Annotated in this window: 18 protein-coding genes; 17 read left to right on the top strand and 1 reads right to left on the bottom strand. The window is 48.2% G+C overall.

The window, feature by feature from the left end:
- The first annotated feature begins 42 nt into the window (after positions 1-42).
- The 11 genes from BMW94_RS06440 to BMW94_RS06390 all read left to right on the top strand — a co-directional run bounded on the left by BMW94_RS06440 (position 43) and on the right by BMW94_RS06390 (position 12,917).
- Positions 43-705 carry a class II aldolase/adducin family protein gene (locus BMW94_RS06440; RefSeq protein ID WP_090995944.1) on the top strand — a complete coding sequence of 221 codons (663 nt, stop codon included), beginning with the start codon at positions 43-45 and terminating at the stop codon, positions 703-705.
- 260 nt (positions 706-965) lie between these two features.
- Complete coding sequence (locus tag BMW94_RS06435; RefSeq protein WP_090995941.1) at positions 966-1,718, top strand: FadR/GntR family transcriptional regulator; 753 nt, start codon at positions 966-968, stop codon at positions 1,716-1,718.
- A 16-nt stretch (positions 1,719-1,734) separates the two neighbouring features.
- Positions 1,735-3,780: a hydantoinase/oxoprolinase family protein gene (locus BMW94_RS06430; RefSeq protein WP_090995937.1), complete on the top strand. Its 2,046-nt coding sequence runs from the start codon at positions 1,735-1,737 to the stop codon at positions 3,778-3,780.
- Positions 3,777-5,750, top strand: coding sequence for a hydantoinase B/oxoprolinase family protein (locus BMW94_RS06425; RefSeq protein ID WP_090995934.1), 1,974 nt, complete (start codon positions 3,777-3,779; stop codon positions 5,748-5,750). Before BMW94_RS06430 ends, BMW94_RS06425 begins: the two co-directional genes overlap by 4 nt.
- Positions 5,751-5,825: 75 nt before the next feature.
- Positions 5,826-6,962 carry an ABC transporter substrate-binding protein gene (locus BMW94_RS06420; RefSeq protein WP_090995931.1) on the top strand — a complete coding sequence of 379 codons (1,137 nt, stop codon included), beginning with the start codon at positions 5,826-5,828 and terminating at the stop codon, positions 6,960-6,962.
- A 70-nt stretch (positions 6,963-7,032) separates the two neighbouring features.
- Positions 7,033-8,166 carry an ABC transporter ATP-binding protein gene (locus BMW94_RS06415; RefSeq protein ID WP_090995928.1) on the top strand — a complete coding sequence of 378 codons (1,134 nt, stop codon included), beginning with the start codon at positions 7,033-7,035 and terminating at the stop codon, positions 8,164-8,166.
- Positions 8,163-9,080: an ABC transporter permease gene (locus BMW94_RS06410; RefSeq protein WP_090995925.1), complete on the top strand. Its 918-nt coding sequence runs from the start codon at positions 8,163-8,165 to the stop codon at positions 9,078-9,080. The genes BMW94_RS06415 and BMW94_RS06410 overlap by 4 nt, the downstream gene beginning before the upstream one ends.
- A complete protein-coding gene (locus BMW94_RS06405; RefSeq protein ID WP_090995921.1) occupies positions 9,073-9,912 on the top strand; it encodes an ABC transporter permease in 840 nt (279 codons plus the stop codon). Before BMW94_RS06410 ends, BMW94_RS06405 begins: the two co-directional genes overlap by 8 nt.
- Positions 9,909-11,126 carry a M24 family metallopeptidase gene (locus tag BMW94_RS06400; protein ID WP_090995917.1) on the top strand — a complete coding sequence of 406 codons (1,218 nt, stop codon included), beginning with the start codon at positions 9,909-9,911 and terminating at the stop codon, positions 11,124-11,126. Before BMW94_RS06405 ends, BMW94_RS06400 begins: the two co-directional genes overlap by 4 nt.
- Before the next feature lie 78 nt (positions 11,127-11,204).
- Positions 11,205-12,401: an MFS transporter gene (locus tag BMW94_RS06395; RefSeq protein WP_090996300.1), complete on the top strand. Its 1,197-nt coding sequence runs from the start codon at positions 11,205-11,207 to the stop codon at positions 12,399-12,401.
- Positions 12,402-12,566: 165 nt separating this feature from the next.
- Positions 12,567-12,917, top strand: a complete 351-nt coding sequence (locus BMW94_RS06390) for a hypothetical protein (protein WP_063563897.1) — start codon at positions 12,567-12,569, stop codon at positions 12,915-12,917.
- Between the two features lie 110 nt (positions 12,918-13,027).
- On the opposite strand, the gene BMW94_RS06385 is transcribed toward BMW94_RS06390, so the two are convergent.
- The gene (locus BMW94_RS06385) at positions 13,028-13,654 is read right to left on the bottom strand and encodes an FMN-dependent NADH-azoreductase (protein ID WP_090995914.1); all 627 of its coding nucleotides are present in this window, start codon (positions 13,652-13,654) and stop codon (positions 13,028-13,030) included.
- 184 nt (positions 13,655-13,838) lie between these two features.
- Between BMW94_RS06385 and BMW94_RS06380 the strand changes: the two genes are divergently transcribed.
- The 6 genes from BMW94_RS06380 to BMW94_RS06355 all read left to right on the top strand — a co-directional run bounded on the left by BMW94_RS06380 (position 13,839) and on the right by BMW94_RS06355 (position 20,750).
- The gene (locus BMW94_RS06380) at positions 13,839-14,777 is read left to right on the top strand and encodes a sugar-binding transcriptional regulator (RefSeq protein WP_090996297.1); all 939 of its coding nucleotides are present in this window, start codon (positions 13,839-13,841) and stop codon (positions 14,775-14,777) included.
- A gap of 253 nt (positions 14,778-15,030) precedes the next feature.
- A complete protein-coding gene (gene deoC, locus BMW94_RS06375) occupies positions 15,031-15,681 on the top strand; it encodes a deoxyribose-phosphate aldolase (protein ID WP_090996294.1) in 651 nt (216 codons plus the stop codon).
- 273 nt (positions 15,682-15,954) lie between these two features.
- Positions 15,955-17,145: a NupC/NupG family nucleoside CNT transporter gene (locus BMW94_RS06370; RefSeq protein WP_090995911.1), complete on the top strand. Its 1,191-nt coding sequence runs from the start codon at positions 15,955-15,957 to the stop codon at positions 17,143-17,145.
- A gap of 30 nt (positions 17,146-17,175) precedes the next feature.
- Positions 17,176-18,354: a phosphopentomutase gene (gene deoB / locus BMW94_RS06365; protein ID WP_090995907.1), complete on the top strand. Its 1,179-nt coding sequence runs from the start codon at positions 17,176-17,178 to the stop codon at positions 18,352-18,354.
- A gap of 144 nt (positions 18,355-18,498) precedes the next feature.
- The gene (gene deoD / locus BMW94_RS06360) at positions 18,499-19,206 is read left to right on the top strand and encodes a purine-nucleoside phosphorylase (protein WP_090995905.1); all 708 of its coding nucleotides are present in this window, start codon (positions 18,499-18,501) and stop codon (positions 19,204-19,206) included.
- A gap of 242 nt (positions 19,207-19,448) precedes the next feature.
- A complete protein-coding gene (locus tag BMW94_RS06355) occupies positions 19,449-20,750 on the top strand; it encodes a pyrimidine-nucleoside phosphorylase (protein WP_090995902.1) in 1,302 nt (433 codons plus the stop codon).
- Positions 20,751-20,770 lie beyond the last annotated feature (20 nt).

The raw sequence follows: 20,770 nt of genomic DNA, 5'->3' as shown, positions 1-20,770 counted from the left end.
GTAAAATGCTTAAAAAGAAAAGTCAAAGGAGTGGAGCAGAACATGTCTGAACAACATATAAGGGAAGAATTGACCAAATATGCCCGCAGAGCGGTTGCTCAAGGACTGGTGGTTGGACCTGGGGGAAATCTGAGCGCACGTTTTGAAGGAACGATGCTTCTTTCGCCGAGTGGTTACGCACTAGAGGATCTGGAGCCTGACGAATGGATCTCGATTGATATTGCGAAAGGAGAGACACGTGCCGGATCAACACGCCCTTCCTCCGAGGTGTTGATGCATCTGTATAGCTATCGGGTCAATCCTGACATTCAAGCCATTGTGCATACACATCCGGCATACACCATCGCCCTGAGTCTCGTTTTCGATGAATTGCCTCATTTGTTCCCTGATCAATCGGCACTGGTAGGCGATATTGGCTTTGTCCCTTATGTTCTGCCCACAACCAAACTTCTTGCTGATGCGGTAGCTGCCAAGGTTGAAGAGCACACAGCGCTCATTCTGGTTAACCACGGATTGGTCACGACAGGTAAAAACCTGCGCGAAGCCTACTACCGCACCCAGGTGGTGGAGGAAAGCGCCAAGGTGTACATGATCGCCAAGGCAGCAGGGGAGCCTAAAGTGCTTACTGCGGAAGAATACAAGGAGATCCAATCTCTTGAAAGTGAAGCCTACCGCGTACAGCTGCTGCAACAACTCAAGTCATAATTGAACATTTATAATTAAACGAAGTATATAGAAGGTTATTTCAATAAGAGCAGATTACGTCCTCCAGAAAAATCTGGAATACAGGATGTGAATTGCTCTTTTTTTATTTTGGATCAAACGGGTAGTACATGGTCGAAAAAAATACATAGTAATTGGGTGAGAATTATTGAAAATATTGACAATTGAAGGTATACTATCGTTAATCATCAGTGAGTAACAATAAAAGAAATACAAATATTTATATATGAGGAGTGAATTTAGTGGGTCCTGAACTAAACGAATTGGAGTTGGAATACGAACTGCTCAAGCAGCTTCGGGACGCGAGCGCTCCCATCGGGGCCAGCACGTTGGTTCATACCCTGGGCAAAACGTACGGTCTAAGTCAGGCGACAATCGGAAGAAGACTTATGGAGATGGACGTTGAAGGTTTCACGATCCTGGAGGGACGGAAGGGAAGGGTTCTGACCGAACAGGGGCTGGAGCGAATCAAGATTCTGGAGAAGGATTTACAGCAAAAGAGTGTGAATTCCCAGCTCATTCAGATGCTAAACCATTCCGGTGAAAAGGCTCTGCTCGATGTCCTTGTAGCTAGAAGGGCTCTGGAACGGGAAATTGCTTCCCTGGCAGCACAACGAGCCTCCAAAGAATACATAGTGCTGCTGGAAGCCTCCATTGCTACCCAGCATCAATTGCTTTCCCAGAATATTATTCCTTATGAGGAGGACCGGGAATTTCACAGGCTGCTGGCTTATGCGGCTCAAAACCAGATTCTGCTGCATGCGGTTGAACTCGTCTGGGAGACAAGCCGTGATTTCCTGGAAACAGCTTATATTAGGCAAAGAGTAGGTAGCGAACTGGTCGTGGACCACCAGCGGATTCTTGAGGCAGTAGCAGCGGGCTCCCCGGAACAGGCTGAAGCGGCAATGGTGAATCATATTAACCAGATGATTGAGGATGTCAAACGATATTTTGCCATGCAGAACCTTAATATAACTTCGGATGAGACCCGGTGATAAAGGAGTTGAGCTTGTGAAAACAATTTATCGATTAGGGATAGATATCGGAGGCACATTCACGGATGCCCTGGTTATGGACAATCATGGCAGGGTGATTGCGGCACTGAAAACGCCATCGATTGCAGCAGCTCCGGAACAGGCGATTTTTAATGCACTTGATCAGCTCAAGGAAAGCGGAGTCGATCTTCATGAGATCGATCTGTTTGTGCACGGAACAACGCTTGGTGTTAACACACTAATCGAGCGTAACGGTGCAGTTACAGGACTGTTGGTCACCAAAGGTTTCCGGGATATTCTTGAGATTCGGAGGCTTCGACTCGAAGATACAACCAATCTGTATGGTGATAAGACCGATGCGCTTGTTCCGAGACATCTTGTCAGGGAAGTCGATGAACGGGCGCTTGCGAGCGGAAGCATACTTCAACCACTGAATCAGGAACAACTGTTTCAAGCAGTAGACGAGCTGGTGGAAGAGGGGATTACAGCCTTGGCGATCAGTTTCTTGCACGCTTACGTCAACCCTGCTCATGAACAGCTCGCGGAATTGTTAATCAGGGAACGTCATCCGGACCTGTTTCTCTGCAGAAGCAGCGCCATTTGGCCACAGCAGCGTGAATTCGAACGCACACTCGCCACGGCCATGAATGCATATGTTGGGGAACGCATGGGATCATACTTTCTTCGTCTGCAAGAAGGAATTGGCGCTTACGGTTTGAAAGCCAATTTGCTGTCCACGATGTCCAATGGTGGAATCATGACGGCGGCCAGAGCGGCCCAAGAGCCTGTGCGTACTCTTCTGTCTGGACCTGCTTCCGGCGTAATCGCAGCAACCCATATTGCCGAGCAGGCCGGCATTCATCAAGTCATCACGTTTGACATGGGCGGGACAAGCGTTGATGTTGCCCTCATCGATAAAGAGCCTGCCTATTCTACCGAGAATAAGGTTGGGGATTTTCCAGTCATCATTCCCGCTGTGGATGTAACCGCGATCGGAGCGGGTGGGGGCTCAATTGCCTGGCTCGATTCCGTAGGGGTACTCAAGGTGGGACCACGAAGTGCAGGAGCCAATCCAGGTCCAGCCTCCTATCATCGTGGGGGAGAAGAGCCAACAACAACGGATGCTTATCTGCAACTGGGCATTTTGCAGGCTGATCGATTCCTTGGCGGACAGATGAATCTTTACCCCGAGCTTGCAGAACGTGCTCTGGGCAATCTTGGCGAACGGCTTGGACTAAGTCCCACGCAAACTGCACAGGCCATTCTTGATGTGGCCACCGCCAATATGTATGCCCAGTTCTCTCCGCTCATGGCACGCAAGGGGGTTGATCCCCGGGACTTTACGCTGCTCGCCTATGGTGGAGCTGGGCCAATGCATGCTTTTCTCATGGCGCGTGAAGTGGGCATCCGCCGAGTGCTGATCCCACCATCTCCAGGAACACTTTGTGCCATGGGCTGCACGGTTGCCAACCTTCGCAATGATTTCGTTCATACCTTGCACAAAAGCAGTCAGACGCTTGAGCCTGGTGAGTTATCGACTCTTTACACCAGACTGGAGAATCAAGGTCGTAGTTGGGTTGAAGAGGAAGCCCGCGGCGGAGTGAAACTGGAACATATCTATTGCTTATACAGCGCCGACATGCGTTACGAAGGTCAGGCCTTTGATTTGGAGGTTACGCTCACATCCGAAGAAATCGCCGATCCTGAGAAAGCAAGGATCAAATTCCATATGTACTACCAAAATGTGTTTGGCATCAGCCAGCAGGAAGCTGAAGTCATGTTCGTTAGTCTGAGAGCGACCATTGTTGGCATCCTGCCCACCCAAAGCACGGCGTCTCCGGTAGAGTTGCCATTCGATGAAAGTGAAGCAGAAGAACGAATCATCACTTTTGACCACGAGCAGCGAACAGCAAAAGTTCTTACGAGGGGACAGATCCCACTGGATATGCCCATTCTTGGGCCCATTATTGTGGAGGAATATGATACAACCATTTTCATCCCGCCTGGATTTACGGTATACCGGGATGGTAACGGTAATGTGATTGGGGAGGTGGAGCAATGATTGGCGACAAGGTTTTTCTTGAAATTTTCAACAACCGGATTCAGGCTGCGGTGGAGGAAATGGCCAATGTCGTGCTGCGCACGGGATTCACCGCTTTTGTTAAAGAAACGGGTGATTTTGGAACCTACCTCTTGTCACCATCCGGGGAAACGTTTGGGTCGCCATTGGAGACGGGTTACAATCTTTCCCTTGGCATCCCTGCTGCGGCGACCATAAACAGCATTACAGACTGGAAGGAAGGCGATCTGGTCATCTGCAATGATCCTTATTCCACCAAAGGCATGGTGACACATCTGCCGGATGTTCATCTGATCAAGCCCTATTTTCACAAAGGGGAAATCATCGCATACGGCATGTGCTTCGTTCATTCTTCCGATGTAGGTGGTAAGGTACCGGGGAGCGTATCTCCAAGCGCCTACGATATTCATATGGAAGGCATTCGAATTGCGCCAGTCAAGCTGGTTGAAGCAGGCGTTCTTAATGAGCAGATCCTTCGCATGTTTTTGGACAATAGCCGCATTCCGGAGCAAAACCTCGGTGACCTCAAGGCACTGATGGCGGCCTTGAATCGGGGGGAGCAGCGACTAGAGGAGCTTATCAGCCGCTACGGTGTAGAGCGGATTCAGCAGGGCATTGAGCATTTGCTGGAATACGCTGAGTTGAAGGCCCGCGCCATCGTACAGGAGATCCCGGACGGTTCGTATGAGTTCTGGGACTATCTGGAGAAAGGTCCTGGCGGTTATCCCATCCGATTGCGCTGCAAGATGACAATCACGGACAGTGATATTCATCTGGACTTTAGCGGCACCGACCCTCAGGTCAGAGCTTCGTTCAATATTCCTACCCACAATCAGCAGGGGCATTATATGCTGGTTCCTGCACTCATTCGTTATTTCCGTACGCTCGATCCAACGATTCCGTGGAATTCGGGCATGGTTCGCATGGTGCGAAATTACGCACCACCGGCTTCAGTGCTCAACCCGGAGCCGATGGCAGCGGTTGGCGCACGAGCAGCTACCTTTATTCGGCTAATGGATGTCATCACAGGCGCTCTTGGAAAAGCTCAGGCAAGCAAGGTTCCCGCCGCAGGAGCCGGACAGGCATGCATCGTAATGATGGCGATGACAGATGCGTCAGATGGCAAGAAAAAGGTTGGCGTGATCCAGCCGATATGCGGCGGTTCAGGAGCAAGACCGATGAAAGACGGAATTGATGGCATGGATTTTGCAGTCGGTCATCTTCGAAATATTCCTGCGGAAACAGTAGAGTCCGAGATGCCTGTGCTCATAGAGCATTATGGTCTTCGTGCGGATTCCGCTGGTGCGGGAACCTTCCGAGGTGGAAGCGGAATCGACCTGTGTGTCAAAATTCTTACACCAGATACCGTAATGACCGCCAGAAATATGGAGCGTATGGAGTTTCATCCGTGGGGCAGGCTTGGCGGAGGTGTAGGTACCCATGGGGAAGCGATTCTCAATGCTGGACGTGCAAGTGAACATCATCTGGGAAGAATTGATGAGTTGCTGCTTCAACCCGGAGAGACGGTGACGTTCCTGTCACAGGGTGGAGGTGGATATGGCGATCCATTTGATCGGGATCCACTGCTGGTTCTGGAGGATGTTAGAAGAGGGCTTGTATCCACGGAAAAAGCTCTTGAACTGTATGGTGTTGTCATTGAAGGCTGGAACCTGAACGAGAGTGAGACCAGACAGTTGCGGGCCAAGCGGGAACGGCAGCAGGAAGAATTCGATTATGGCTGGACAAGGAAACAGTTCGAGGCCATATGGACTGACGAGATGCAAGTATCGCTGAATCAGGCGCTGCTGAATGTTCCGCTGGCACTCAGAGACTACCTGAAGCGTCAGACCATGGGAGCCGTGGAGGAGAAGCAAACTGCGACCGTATCCGTATCTCCACATGAGATATCAGGCATTATGGAAGGATTGCGTCAGAAAATAGGATTGCATTGATAAGGTACATGAAGGAAAAACGAATTAATTTTTGTCAAATTCATAAAACCAACTAAATCGATGGGGGAAATTCTCATGTTTAAATCAAACAAGAAACGCTTTCTCAGTCTCGCCTCACTGACACTGGCCGGTACACTGGTTCTCTCTGCATGCGGTGGAGCAAGCAGCTCCAGCAATACAGCAGGAGGGTCCGATTCTTCCGGAGGAAGCGGAGACAAGGTCAAACTGACCATGTTTATCTGGGCTGGCTCCAATCAGGATGTCGTTCCAAAAGAAGTGGTTGCAAATTACGTCAAAGAGCATCCAAACGTCGAAGTTACCTTTGAGGAATCATCCAACGCAGTCATGTATCCAAAAATGGTAGCTGGCAAGCAGGCAGATCCCAACAATCCAGTTGTCAACTTTGGTTACTTCAACGCAGATGCGACGGCAAAAGGCATGAACGATGATATGTGGGAGCCACTAGACACAAGCATCGTGACCAATATCAAGGATATCCCGGAGCAGTTCCACAAGCCTGACAATAAGGGTGTCGTGTGGGGAGTTTCGAGCTTCGCGCTCGTCTATAACAAAGACCTTGTAAAAACACCACCAACAAGCTGGAACGATCTGTGGGATAATGAGGAATTCAAAGGGAAAACCGCACTCTGGGACTACATGTTCTATTCCTATATCTCTCCACTTCTTGCAGTCAAAGGACAGGAGCTTGGCGCATCGTATGATAATTCGGAGCCAGCATTCCAGTTCTGGGCAGATCACAGTGACCAGATCGGCACATTGGTTACTTCCAATGACCAGTTGAAGGCTCTACTGGAGTCGGGAGATGCTCTGATTGCACCTTTCAGTGCACAGGTTGCACAGACATGGATTGATGGCGGTTCTCCACTCGCTGTAGCGTATCCGAGCGAAGGAGCCATTTCCTTCCCGTACACACTTCAGGTTGTGAAGGGGTCAACACCTGAGCAGACACGTGCAGCCAACGAAATTATCAATGAACTGCTGAGCGCAGAGGCGCTGTCACAATACGCTGAAGCTACAGGTACACCGGTAACCAGCACAACTGCTGCGGTTCCGGATAAGTACAAGGACGATCTTTCCTTCTCCGTGGAAACACAGAGTAACGGGATCAATCCGGACTGGGATGTTCTTGCTCAGAACAGCTCTTCCTGGAAGGAACTATGGGACCGACTCGTCAAAACTAAACTTCAATAAATGATGGTCTCAGGCAAACCACGATAACGGGTTCTATTTCGAACCCGTTATGGACGGGAGGGAAACAGAGATGAGCAGTGAACAACAACCCATTTCCATTGAAACAAGAGAAGTTACGAAGACCTACGGAGAGCGAGCCGCGGTTAACCATGTGTCATTGCAGGTGAAGAAGGGAGAATTCGTTTCCCTTTTAGGCCCGAGTGGCTGCGGCAAAACAACACTACTGCGGATGCTTGGCGGACTTGAGCAGCCGGATCAGGGGAGCATTATGCTGGGAGATCGGGATGTAACCGGCATCCCGGCCTATGGTCGCAACAGCAACATGATTTTTCAACAGCTTGCGCTATTCCCGCATATGGACGTATTCAACAACATCGCCTATGGACTCAAGGTGAAGAAGCTACCAAAAGCCGATATCAGGAGGCAGGTACACGAAATGCTAGAGCTGGTACAGCTCGGAGATTATGGCAGACGAGCTGTCTCCCAATTGTCCGGGGGGCAAGCTCAACGCGTAGCGATTGCTCGCGCATTAATTAACAGACCCGAAGTTTTGCTGCTCGATGAGCCACTTTCCGCACTGGACATGCAGCTGCGTCTGGATATGCAGCGCGAACTGAAACGCATACAACGAGAGTTCGGCGGTACGTTCATCTTTGTAACGCATGATCAGAATGAAGCCCTGAACATGTCAGACCGAATCGGCGTCATGCGCGCTGGCAAGCTGCTGCAATATGCTACGCCTGATGAAATCTATGAAAGACCGGCAGACAACTTCGTGGCCAAGTTCATCGGCGATACCAATCTTCTGGCTACAACGGTGCTTGGACAGGATACGAATGGAATCCGGGTTGAATGCTTCGGGTATTCGCTGCTGGTGAAGACAAGTGAGGACACCCCGGTTTCCCTAGTAGGAACCCGGCACTCGTTGTCCATTCGCAATGAATATATTCGACTTGGAGAGGATGCGAACCCTTGCCTGAACAAGCTGGATGGACGCGTCATAGAAGCAGTATATGGCGGGGCAAATATTCGTTACACGATCCAGATTGCTGAGGGGTTTCTGGTTCAGGCCAGTGTACTGCATCAGCGGGGAGCCACACGTTTTAGCCCGGGGGAGCCAATCCAGATTGGCTTTGATCCGGAGGACGCGCTCTTGTTGTCCGAACCTCTGCTGCATAATCCGGTACTGGAGGAAGGGATATGAATCGGATTGCGGATCGGATCGTGAATCTGTATTCATCCAAAAACCGCCGGTGGATTACCCAGTTGCTGCTTCTGCTGCCTGCTCTTGCCCTGATGGGTATCGTGTATCTGGGTGGTCTGCTCATCTTTGGCAGGTACAGCTTTGATATCTATGAACATGGCAAGCTCATCCGCGGCTGGGAGTGGGATGCCTATCGCGCTTTTCTATCCGATCCGTACTATTGGAAGCTGATCGGCACCACGTTTCGCGTTGCCTTCAAGGTTACGCTATGGAGCCTGCTGCTTGCATACCCGCTAGCTTATTGTATTGCCGGCCTCAAGAAACCGGGCATGAAGCAATTGTTGCTGCTGCTTACGTTTCTTCCACTGCTGGTCAGCGCGGTTGTGCGATCCTATGGCTGGCAGCTGCTGCTATCCAAACAGGGGTTCATGAACTGGCTGTTCATACGGCTTGGAATCACGGATGAAGGCTTCAGTATGATATATAACGAGACTGGTGTGGTCGTCGCTCTTGTTCATATTTTTCTGCCGTTCATGGTCTTTCCGATCCTGAATGTATTGTCACAAAGTGACGCTTCGCTAAAAGCGGCTGCACAGGATCTGGGAGCAGGAAGCTGGCGGACATTCCTCACGATTACCCTGCCTTTATCAGCGAGAGGTGTTGCTAGCGGGGTACAGATTGTATTCACGCTATGCCTCACGGCCTTTACAACGCCTCAACTGATTGGCGGAGGCAGAGTCATGACACTGCCTGTATTTATTTACCAGCGAACACTGGATACCAACTGGCCGATGGCGGCGGTAGCAAGTATATTTTTGCTCGTTTCTTCCATCATCGTTTCACTTTTGGTCAATAAAGGAGCGGAAATGCTGATGTTCCGTCGTTCCCGGAAGGGAGGTCAGGCTTATGGTTAAGTCCAACAGGCTCACCAAGCTGCTGCTCTATATATTTGCAGGGGCTGTAGCGGTTTATCTGCTACTGCCACTGCTTATGATCCTATTGACATCGGTAGGTTCCGGATCGGCCAGTACATTCCCGCCGGAAGGTCTTACCCTGAAGTGGTATGCAAATCTGGGAGAGCAGACTCAATTTCTCGTTGCATTCAAGAACAGTCTGATCGCCTCCACAGGAGCAGTACTGCTGGCGCTGATTACCGGAACACTTGCGGCGCTGGCTATCGTGCATTACCCTTTCCCGGGTGCTGGCATCTTGAGAGCCTTTTTTGTATCCCCAATGGTTATGCCGAAAATTACGCTTGGTATTGCGTATCTAATTCTGTTCTCCAAAATGCATATTGCAGGCGGATTGTTTGCTCTTATTTTGGGTGAAGCGGTCATCGTGCTTCCATTCGTACTGACGCTTGTGGGCAGTGCGTTGGCCAATCTGCAGCCCGCACATCGAGAGGCGGCAGCAGACCTTGGAGCAGGGCCACTGCGTATCTTTTTTACAATCACATTGCCACAGCTTAGACTATCTCTGCTCCTTTCAGGGTCAATCGCATTTGTCTTCACTTTTGACCAGGTAGAGGCTGCACTACTGCTGCTTCGTCAGGACAGCTACACTCTGCCGATACAACTGTTTCTTTATATGGAAAAGTGGCAGGACCCGACGATCGCTGTTGTATCTGTCGTACTTATCGCTTTTGCACTGGCCTTGTGCATGATCATCAAGCTGGTATTGCGCTCAGTACCTGGACTTGAGAGTTTGTTTGGGGGCAGGAAAAACAAAAGGAGGTCTGAATCATGAACAATTCAAATCATATATCCCACAGCTCGGGTCTCAACCGGGACCGGGCGGAAGACGTAATGAAAACTCAGGGACTTCGTGCCCTGATCGCAACAACTCCGGAAAATATTCACTATGTCATCGGCTCCCAGCTACGCGCAAGCAACTGGACAATGCAGATTTACGCCATTCTACCTGCCGACCGATCCGCTCGACCATGTATCGTCATTCCGACGAATCGTTTGGGCGTTGTGGCCCAATTCGGTATCACTGGAGTAGATATATTTGCCTACAGTGAATTCTTCGTGGAAGGTTCGATCGAAGGCAAACCTTCTACGGATGACATTGATCTGTTCTACTCTCTGCTACAAACGACAGTCATTCATCCAGGGCCGATCGAAGCACTTAAGGCTGCACTGAAACAGCTCGACATCGAGAATCGACCGATTGGAATCGATGAGATGCGATTCGCTCCTGAGCTTTTGGCACGGATCACGGAGGATGCGCCTCAAGGAGCGGTTGTTCACGCGTATAAGCTATTTCGCCAGATCCGCCTGATCAAGACACCTTTCGAGATTGAGCAGCTCCGACAGGCTGCCCAAGTCAATGAACGGATTGAACAAGAGCTGATTGATCTGATCGCAGCCGGTGTTCATGAGAAACAGCTTGCCGACCATTATCGGCTATCTGTGATGAGAGCAGGCGGGACACCTGCAATGACTGCGGTAGGGGCGGGTCCGCGCAGTGCGCTGCCGCTCATCGAAAATTATTTTCATACCATTGAGTCAGGGGATCAGATCCGCTTTGATCTGTGCTTGCAACTGGAAGGATACTGGGGAGATACAGGACGTACCGTTGTGGCAGGAGAGCCCACTCCCTGGATGAAAAAGCATTTTAATGCAGTGAAAAGCGGATGGGAGACGGCACTTGAAACCGTGCGCCCTGGCGTCAAGGCTTCCGACGTATTTCATGCGGCTGTGTCTCGCGTGCAGCGTGAAGGAATTCCGCATTACCGACGTCAGCATGTTGGTCATGCGATTGGCTTGGAACTGTACGACGATATGACCCTCTCTCCTGGTGACCAGCGCATACTGGAGCCCGGCATGGTACTTTGTGTGGAGGTACCTTATTATGAGCTCGGCGCTGGTGGCTTCCAAATCGAGGATACGGTTGTTGTAACTCCAGATGGATATGAGTTTTTGACCCATATGGAGCGTAAACTGTTCATCAAATAATGATTAATGGAAGGCTTCAGCCAAGCGATCAGTCAGCAGCAGATCATGGAGCTTACCTGCCGAGAAAGTTGGAGTATCATGATTCAGCAGGGAACGAAGACGTTTCGTAACATTAGCCTTGCGCTGTTTGCCGGAGGTTTTGTGACTTTTGCATTACTATACAGCCTCCAACCCCTGATGCCCGAGATTAGCGAAGCATTTGCGATCTCGCCTGCACATTCCAGTCTTACCCTCTCAGTTACGACGATTGCCATGGCACTGACCATGTTGTTCATCGGTTCCTTGTCCGATTCATTGGGAAGACGTTTTATTATGACAGCAGCTTTAATTGTCTCATCTCTTATTGCTATAATTAGCGCGTTTAGCCTCGGATTTACTGAGCTGCTTCTGCTTCGCATTCTCCAGGGAGTTGCACTTGCCGGGCTGCCCGCGACAGCCATGACATATCTGTCGGAAGAGATTGAGCCTTCCAGTCTAGGCTATGCGATGGGCCTTTATATCAGCGGAAATTCGATTGGAGGTATGGCTGGTCGTTTTATCAGCGGCGTAATCACAGACTGGTTCAGTTGGCGTGCTGCAATTGGTTTTATCGGTATTCTTGGCTTATGTGCGGCGGTTATCTTCTGGCTTGTCATCCCGCCCTCCCGCCATTTTGTCAAAGCGACTCCAGGATTCAAAAAGATCATTCCTCTTTTGTGGTCACAGTGTCGGAATCCAAGGCTACTTTGCCTATATGGACTGGGCTTTCTTCTGATGGGGGGCTTCGTGACGTTGTTTAACTACATCGGCTTTGAATTGACAGGAGAACCTTATGATTTAAGCCAGTCTGTTGTCGGCAGCCTTTTTATCGTGTACCTTATGGGTACGTTGAGCAGTACCTGGATGGGCAGGCTTGCAGATCGGTATGGAAGATCAAATGTCCTTGGAATTGCGCTGGGTATTATACTGGCCGGTGCAGTCTGTACCATTCACCCCGAACTTTGGGTCAAAATCATTGGACTTGCCCTGTTTGCCTTTGGTTTCTTTGGCGGACATTCCATCGCAAGCAGCTGGGTTGGACTCGTGGCGGATCAGCACAAATCCCAGGCCAATGCCTTGTATTTGTTTTTCTACTACGTGGGATCAAGTGTCAGCGGAACTGGAGGGGGACTACTTTACAGCCACCTGGGCTGGATGGGCATTGTCTGCATGATTGGTGTGTATGTGGTCATCGGCTTTATTTTGTGTCGGTTGCTTGTAGAAAGGGTACAGGAACATAGCAAGCTTACTTTTTAACGTAATGAAACATAGATCAAAAGTTTGTTAAAAAAGCACTCATTTTGGCCCATAATCATCCAATAGTCCCTAATACAATAACTAACTTTTTTCGACAAGTCTTGCATATCCCGAAATACCGAGTATAATACTGGGTAAATAGATGCAAAGGGGATGCAATAAACGATGAAAACACATGCTGAACTGAACTCACTTCTTGTTGACGATTATCTGGATCTCCTGAACATAGCGAAACAGCTAGGTGATGAGGAATGGAAAGAGGCCATTCTGCAAGCTCTGAAAGAAGAAGTGGATGCTAATCATCATCTGGATTCAACCGAGGTCAGACAGGATCTTTGGAGTCAATTTGAAGGTATTAACGAACAGATGCATGACCTGTTAATGCAACTGAAAAATGCCGAGGGTCCTGAAGAGAAAGAACAGATTATTGAAGCCATTTGGGGATTGAAAGTGGACCGCCATGCCATTACTCGCAAACTTGAAACGATGAGCCGTGCCAGCGCTGGACATCAATAAAGTTCAATTGTTTAACATAAAAAAATAAAACCCGCGTGCCGCCCTGTGAAATTTATCCAGGGGTTGGCATGCGGGTTTTGTGTTTGTTGCAGTATTTGTGTACATGAAGATTAAAACTGTTTGGCGAGTGTACGTGCCTCTTCTATGGCTTGCTGTTTGATCTCATCTGCACGTTCCTTATACTGGTTATGTCCTTCCACAAATATGCCTTCAAGCTTCGGAACACCCAGGAAAGACATAATAATGCTCAAATACCGATGGCCGGATTCCATCTGAGCCGCAGGCCCTTCGGAATAAATGCCGCCACGAGCCTGAATATGCAGTGCCTTTTTGTTGGAAAGCAATCCAACCGGGCCTTGTTCCGTATAACGGAACGTTTTACCAGCCACGCAGATCGAGTCGATATAAGCCTTCATAATTGGAGGAAAAGAGAAGTTCCACATCGGTGTCACAAAAACATATTTGTCAGCAGAGGCGAATTGATCCGATAAATCATTCAAACGTTGGACCTTAGCCTGTTCTTCAGAAGTCAATTGGCTTCCGGATTGAAGCTTCCCCCAACCACTGAATACATCTGCATCAATATGAGGAATATCCGAGCGATACAAATCCAGATGAATAACCTCATCCGAGGAATGGCTTTCACGATATGCATCCACAAACGCTTTACCTGCAGCCATGCTGAAGGATGTTTCATGATCATGAGGATGGGCAGTAATATACAATAATGTAGACATACGGTTCTTCCTCTCTATGATGTTTTTTGCCAAAAAGGGCCGACATTAATAAGCGACCGATGTAGTATGCATCGTTTGTAACGTTTTATACCTGGATAGTGACCTGGTACCCAATGATGTATAATACAATGGTGTAAGGTGAATCGAACGATAATAGGAATGAGTGAGATGAGCGCATATGGGAATGGATCTGGAGAAGCAACGATTAAGCATTGAAGCAGCGAAATTGTATTATCAGTCGGATTACAGCCAGCAGGATATTGCGGTCAGGCTGGGTGTGTCACGTCCAACGGTATCTCGGTTACTTCAGTATGCGAAAGATCGCGGTTACGTTCGCATTGAAATTATGGACCCACTGGAGGATATCGATATTATCGCCGGGGAACTGAAGGCCAAATATAATCTGGATACTGCGCTTGTATGTTTTGCCCCGTTGAAGAGTGACGAAGAAATTTTGAAACATATTAGCAAAAGAGCAGCAGATTACTTACAAGATACGGTGCAGGATGCGGACATTATTGGCGTAACCTGGGGCACAACCATGAACGCCGTCGCCCGTCAGCTTCGTCCCAAGCAAGTCAAAGGCGTGGAAGTGGTTCAACTTAAGGGAGGCGTAAGCCATTCCCATGTAAATACGTATGCAGCAGAAATTGTTCATTTATTTGCGGAAGCTTTCCATACGGTTCCCCGGTATTTACCTTTGCCCGTGATCTTCGACAACATTGAAGTCAAAAAAATGGTAGAAGCAGACCGACATATTGGCAGGATTGTGGAGCTTGGCCGACAGGCGAACATTGCCATGTTTACCGTAGGTACAGTGAAGGAAGATGCACTTTTGTTCAGACTGGGGTACTTTAATGAAGAAGAACAGCAATTGCTGATGCATTCAGGCGCGGGTGACATTTGTTCACGTTTTTTTGATGCCGAGGGCCGATTGATCAGTGAAGAAATTAACAACAGAACCGTCGGGATTGATCTGGCCGAGCTCCGAAATAAGGAAAAATCGATTCTCGTGGCCGGGGGAAAACGTAAAATAGAAGCCATTCATGCTGCGCTCAAAGGTCATTACGCCAACATTTTGGTAACAGATCAATACACAGCTCAGGCTTTGCTTCGATTATAATTCAATGGATGACAACATCTGCCACGCGACATGGGCGGATGTTTTGCTTTGTTAGGCAGAAGCTATATTATACGATTTTATCCCAGTGAGCGAAGTCATTTGTTTAATGAAGTTTCTATGGAATGTGTTTAAATTTCAAGATTGAACAAAAGTTCATATTGATTTTTACATATGTTCATGATAGGGTAGGGATATAGAAAATAACGAGTTCAGATAAGGGGAGATTTAATTGACTACACCACAATTAGCCAAAATGATCGATCATACCTTGCTTCGTGCAGATGCAACACAAAGTGAAATGGCCAAATTGACTGAAGAAGCGAAACAATATCAGTTTGCTTCTGTATGTGTTAACCCGGGTTGGGTTGCTTATGCTGCTGAACAGCTTCAAGGTACTGGCGTAGATATTTGTACTGTAATTGGTTTCCCTCTGGGAGCTTCCACTTCCGAGACCAAAGCGTTCGAAACGAAAGACGCCATCGCTAAAGGTGCTACTGAGGTAGATATGGTCATCAACATTAGTGCTTTGAAAGACGGCAAAGATGACGTTGTTGAACAGGATATCCGTGCAGTTGTTGAAGCCGCAGCGGGTAAAGCTTTGGTGAAAGTCATTATTGAAACTTGTCTGTTGACGGATGAAGAGAAAGTACGTGCATGTCAGGCAGCAGTAAAAGCTGGAGCTGATTTTGTCAAAACGTCCACAGGTTTCTCTACGGGTGGAGCAACACCAGAAGATATCGCTTTGATGCGTCGTACCGTAGGTCCGGATGTAGGCGTTAAAGCTTCCGGCGGCGTGCGCAGTCTGGAAGATATGCAAAAAATGATCGATGCAGGAGCAACTCGGATTGGCGCAAGTTCTGGTGTGAAAATCATGCAAGGCGAACAATCTGCATCTAATTATTAATTTCGTGAGTAACTTAGCTCGATAAATTTCACTAGATGGAATGCTTGTATGCTTTAAAAGGGTTTAACTTGTTCTTCATATCTCTAAAGGGATGTGGAGAACAAGTTTCAAATCCGATCCATCTTTTCCATATTTTAATTAGAACGAAATCATAAAAAACCGAGTTTATTGTAAGCGCTTCAACCGTTTTCTGAAAGGTTAATTCATCACATATATGGGAAACCTTTGAGCTGAATGAACATCCGGCTTAACTACCTTCAAAGGAGAGATAGAATGAAATTCCTAATTGCCCTTCTTGGTATACTTGTTGTATTTGGACTAGCTTATCTGGTCAGCAACGGTAAGAAGAAGATCCGATATCGTCCACTAATCATCATGATTGTTCTGCAACTTATATTGGGATACGCTTTGTTGAACACAGAAATAGGTACCTTTTTGATTGGCGGTTTCGCGACCGTATTTGAAAGTTTGCTTGGCTATGCGAATGACGGTATCTCATTTGTATTCGGTAGCTTGACTACGGTTGGTGCAGACAGTGGGGGCGCGCCGTTCTTCCTCACTGTATTGATGCCGATCGTCGTCATCTCAGCGCTCATTGGGATATTGCAGTATATCCGAATCTTGCCTTTTGTTATAAAATATATTGGTCTGGTATTAAGCAAAGTCAACGGAATGGGCAAACTGGAATCATATAACGCGGTTGCTTCGGCTGTATTGGGGCAATCTGAAGTGTTCATTTCTGTGAAAAAACAAATTGGGTTGCTGCCTAAACATCGGCTGTACACCTTGTGTGCCTCGGCAATGTCCACGGTATCGATGTCGATTGTCGGTGCCTATATGTCCATGATTGATCCGAAATATGTGGTTACGGCACTTGTGCTGAACCTGTTTGGCGGTTTTATCATCGCTTCCATCGTGAATCCTTATGAGGTTACCCCGGAAGAAGATATATTGGAAGTACAGGAAGAGGAAAAACAATCCTTCTTCGAAATGCTGGGCGAGTACATTATGGATGGTTTCAAAGTTGCCATCGTGGTAGCTGCAATGTTAATCGGTTTTGTTGCTCTGATCGCACTGGTTAACGGGATCTTCAGTGCAGTGCTCGGCATTTCGTTCCAGGAACTGCTTGGTTATGTGTTTGCACCCTTTGCCTTCATTATGGGTGTTCCTTGGAAAGAGGCGATTCAAGCGGGAAGTATTATGGCTACCAAAATGGTATCCAACGAATTCGTTGCCATGCTTGATCTGACCAAACAGACTACATTGTCTGCCAGAACAACTGGGATCGTATCCGTCTTCCTCGTATCGTTCGCCAACTTCTCCTCGATCGGTATTATTGCCGGTGCGGTGAAGGGACTTCATGAGAAACAAGGTAATGTGGTGGCCCGCTTCGGTCTGAAACTGCTTTACGGTGCATCGCTTGTCAGCGTGCTGTCTGCGATCATCGCCGGACTGTTCTTGTAAAGCCGGATTATTGGAAGGAGTGCTTAAGTTATGTCAACATTCAAAAGAGTACATCTGATCGTTATGGATTCTGTAGGGATCGGCGAAGCGCCGGATGCAGCAGAATTCGATGATTTTGATGTGGACACCTTTGGTCACATTGCACGTGAACGCGGAGGTCTGAACATGCCTCACATGGCCAGTCTTGGACTGTCCAATATTAAAGAAATCGAAGGTGTTCCTGTAGCGGATGCACCTAAAGCGTATTACACCAAGATGCAGGAAGCATCCAGAGGCAAAGACACGATGACAGGTCACTGGGAGCTGATGGGTCTTTACATTGATACCCCATTCCGCGTGTTCGCAGACGGATTCCCGGATGAGTTGATTCAACGCATTGAGGAAAAAACAGGCCGTAAAGTGATCGGTAACAAACCGGCCAGCGGCACGGAAATTCTGGATGAGCTGGGTGCAGAGCATGTTGAAACTGGCGCGCTCATCGTATACACATCCGCGGATTCGGTTTTGCAAATTGCGGCACATGAGGACGTTGTACCATTGAAGGAACTGTATGAGATCTGTGAGTTCTGCCGTGAAATTACACTTGAAGATCCGTATATGCTGGGCCGCATTATTGCACGTCCATTTGTAGGTGAAGCGGGTGACTGGAAGCGTACTGCGAATCGTCATGACTATGCGCTCAAACCTTTTGGTCGTACTGTTATGAATGAACTGCAAGATGGCGGATTTGATGTGATTGCTTTGGGTAAAATCGCAGATATCTATGATGGCGAAGGTGTAACCAAGGCTGTTCGTACCGTCTCCAACATGGATGGTATGGACAAGTTGTCCGAAACAATGGATGAAGAGTTCACTGGACTCAGCTTCCTGAACCTGGTTGATTTTGATGCCCTGTACGGTCACCGTCGTGATCCGCAAGGTTATGCTCAGGCACTTGAAGAGTATGATGCTCGTCTGCCGGAGATCTTCAGCAAAATGACAGACGATGATCTGCTGCTCATCACAGCTGACCATGGTAATGACCCAACCTACCGTGGCACCGACCATACACGTGAGTATGTGCCACTGCTTGCGTACTCTCCACGCTTCAGTGGGGGCAAAAAGCTTGAACTGCGCAGCACGTTTGCGGATGTTGGAGCAACAGTAGCTGAGAACTTCGGAGTGAAACTGCCGGAATATGGCACAAGCTTCCTGAAGGATTTGAAATAGTCAACATTCTTATCTTTAACTCAACTTGGGGAAAGCTGTTATTTTCGAAACACAAAGTTGGACAGGATAACCACAAGGGCAGCTTCGGCTGCTCCGGTTACTGGCCTTCATTCAATCATATGGATAACTGGAGGAGATTTAATCATGAGTACACATATTGGAGCCAAACCCGGAGATATCGCAGAAACAATCCTTTTGCCAGGAGATCCATTGCGTGCAAAATTTATTGCAGATACGTACCTTGAAGATGTCGTTTGTTACAACGAAGTTCGCGGAATGCTCGGATTCACGGGTACATATCAAGGACACCGTATCTCGGTGCAAGGCTCGGGCATGGGGATTCCATCATTCAGCATCTATGCAAATGAACTGATCAGCGAATACGGTGTGAAAAACCTGATTCGTGTAGGAACTTGCGGAGGTATGCAAGAACACGTTCGTGTTCGTGATGTTATCCTTGCTCAAGCTTCATGTACCGATTCCAGCATGAACAAGCTCGTATTTGGTGGATATGATTTCTCCCCAATTGCGACGTTCTCCCTGCTGAAAGAAGCTTATGACCGCGCAACTGCCAAAGGCATGAAAATTCACGTCGGTAACGTATTCAGCTCCGATTCCTTCTATCGTGACGACCGTTCCGTGACTGAAAAATTGATGCAGCACGGCGTACTGGGCGTGGAGATGGAAACAACAGCACTATACACACTCGCAGCCAAATTTGGCGTGAACGCACTGACGATCCTGACTGTAAGTGACCACTTGCTGACAGGCGAAGAGACTTCCGCCGAAGAGCGCCAAAAAACGTTCAACGACATGATGGTAGTAGCATTGGAAACAGCAATTACGCTGTAATTGTTGCATTTTATATTCAATAATCAATTGATTTTGATCGAAACTTTTGTTTTGAGCATGTAGTGAAGGAAACGGAATCGATTCTGAAGAAGCGAAGCGTTCGCCTTTGTCTCCAAGTTTTCTCCATTACAAAATGGATCAAAAAAACTTGGAGACAACAGCGATCGAAAGAACGATCCGGAGCCGGAACGGACCAACAACAAAGTGTTCTATACAAATCACTTACACGAGGAGAGATCATCATGAGAATGGTAGACATTATTGCTAAGAAACGCGACGGAAAAGAACTGACAACAGCCGAGATTGATTTTGTTGTTCAAGGATACACAAAAGGCGAAATCCCGGATTATCAAGTCAGCGCTTGGGCGATGGCTGTATTCTTCAAGGATATGACCGATAAGGAACGCGCAGATTTGACGATGTCCATGGTGAACTCGGGCGAAACCATTGATCTGTCCGCAATTGAAGGTATCAAGGTAGACAAGCACTCCACAGGAGGCGTTGGCGATACTACAACACTGGTACTGGCACCGCTTGTTGCTGCTCTGGATGTTCCAGTTGCCAAAATGTCCGGACGTGGATTGGGTCACACTGGTGGTACAACGGACAAACTGGAATCTGTTGCAGGTTTCCACGTGGAGCTTGAGAAAGAAGAGTTCATCCGCCTCGTTAACGAACATAAAGTTGCCGTTATCGGTCAAAGTGGCAACCTCACGCCGGCAGACAAAAAGCTCTATGCATTGCGTGACGTTACAGCTACCGTTAACTCCATCCCACTGATCGCAAGCTCCATCATGAGTAAGAAAATTGCAGCAGGTGCCGATGCGATCGTATTGGATGTCAAAACGGGTGCTGGTGCATTCATGAAGACAACAGAAGATGCAAAAGAACTGGCACATGCCATGGTAAGCATCGGTAACAATGTAGGACGTAAAACGATGGCTGTCATTTCCGATATGTCCCAACCATTGGGTCTCGCTATCGGTAACGCGCTTGAAGTGAAAGAAGCCATTCTTACGCTGCAAGGTAAAGGACCGAAGGATCTGGAAGAACTCTGTCTGGCGCTTGGACGTCAAATGGTATTCCTTGCTGGTAAAGCAGACTCCCTGGAGCATGCTGAGGAGAAATTGAAAGAAGTGATCCAGAATGGGAAAGCGCTGGAGAAATTCAAGGACTTCCTGGCAAATCAAGGCGGAGACGCTTCCGTTGTAGATCACCCAGATCGCTTGCCACAAGCGAAATATCTGGTTGAAGTACCAGCGGATAAAGACGGATATGTAGCTGGTATCGTCGCTGATGAAATCGGAACTGCAGCAATGCTGCTCGGCGCAGGCCGTGCAACAAAAGAATCCGAGATCGATCTTGCTGTGGGCTTGATGCTCAACAAAAAAGTGGGTGACCAGGTTAAAGCTGGCGAATCCCTCGTAACCATCCATGCCAATCGTGAAGACGTAGCAGACGTAATCGCGAAGATCAAAGAGAACATTACGATTGCAGATCATGCGGATGCCCCTGTATTGGTTCATGATATCGTAACTGAATAATATACAGGCAAACAAGGTTT

The sequence above is a fragment of the Paenibacillus sp. OK003 genome, from assembly GCF_900109515.1.
Taxonomy (GTDB): domain Bacteria; phylum Bacillota; class Bacilli; order Paenibacillales; family Paenibacillaceae; genus Paenibacillus; species Paenibacillus marchantiae.
This window is presented reverse-complemented; position numbering and strand designations above follow the sequence as displayed.

Excerpts from the sequence above, each read along its gene's own strand:
- BMW94_RS06440 (WP_090995944.1), top strand. The coding sequence starts at position 43 with ATGTCTGAACAACATATAAGGGAAGAATTGACCAAATATGCCCGCAGA.
- BMW94_RS06425 (WP_090995934.1), top strand. The coding sequence starts at position 3,777 with ATGATTGGCGACAAGGTTTTTCTTGAAATTTTCAACAACCGGATTCAG.
- BMW94_RS06420 (WP_090995931.1), top strand. The coding sequence starts at position 5,826 with ATGTTTAAATCAAACAAGAAACGCTTTCTCAGTCTCGCCTCACTGACA.
- BMW94_RS06415 (WP_090995928.1), top strand. The coding sequence starts at position 7,033 with ATGAGCAGTGAACAACAACCCATTTCCATTGAAACAAGAGAAGTTACG.
- BMW94_RS06410 (WP_090995925.1), top strand. The coding sequence starts at position 8,163 with ATGAATCGGATTGCGGATCGGATCGTGAATCTGTATTCATCCAAAAAC.
- BMW94_RS06405 (WP_090995921.1), top strand. The coding sequence starts at position 9,073 with ATGGTTAAGTCCAACAGGCTCACCAAGCTGCTGCTCTATATATTTGCA.
- BMW94_RS06400 (WP_090995917.1), top strand. The coding sequence starts at position 9,909 with ATGAACAATTCAAATCATATATCCCACAGCTCGGGTCTCAACCGGGAC.
- BMW94_RS06395 (WP_090996300.1), top strand. The coding sequence starts at position 11,205 with ATGATTCAGCAGGGAACGAAGACGTTTCGTAACATTAGCCTTGCGCTG.
- BMW94_RS06390 (WP_063563897.1), top strand. The coding sequence starts at position 12,567 with ATGAAAACACATGCTGAACTGAACTCACTTCTTGTTGACGATTATCTG.
- BMW94_RS06385 (WP_090995914.1), bottom strand. The coding sequence starts at position 13,654 with ATGTCTACATTATTGTATATTACTGCCCATCCTCATGATCATGAAACA.
- BMW94_RS06380 (WP_090996297.1), top strand. The coding sequence starts at position 13,839 with ATGGATCTGGAGAAGCAACGATTAAGCATTGAAGCAGCGAAATTGTAT.
- deoC (WP_090996294.1), top strand. The coding sequence starts at position 15,031 with ATGATCGATCATACCTTGCTTCGTGCAGATGCAACACAAAGTGAAATG.
- BMW94_RS06370 (WP_090995911.1), top strand. The coding sequence starts at position 15,955 with ATGAAATTCCTAATTGCCCTTCTTGGTATACTTGTTGTATTTGGACTA.
- deoB (WP_090995907.1), top strand. The coding sequence starts at position 17,176 with ATGTCAACATTCAAAAGAGTACATCTGATCGTTATGGATTCTGTAGGG.
- deoD (WP_090995905.1), top strand. The coding sequence starts at position 18,499 with ATGAGTACACATATTGGAGCCAAACCCGGAGATATCGCAGAAACAATC.
- BMW94_RS06355 (WP_090995902.1), top strand. The coding sequence starts at position 19,449 with ATGAGAATGGTAGACATTATTGCTAAGAAACGCGACGGAAAAGAACTG.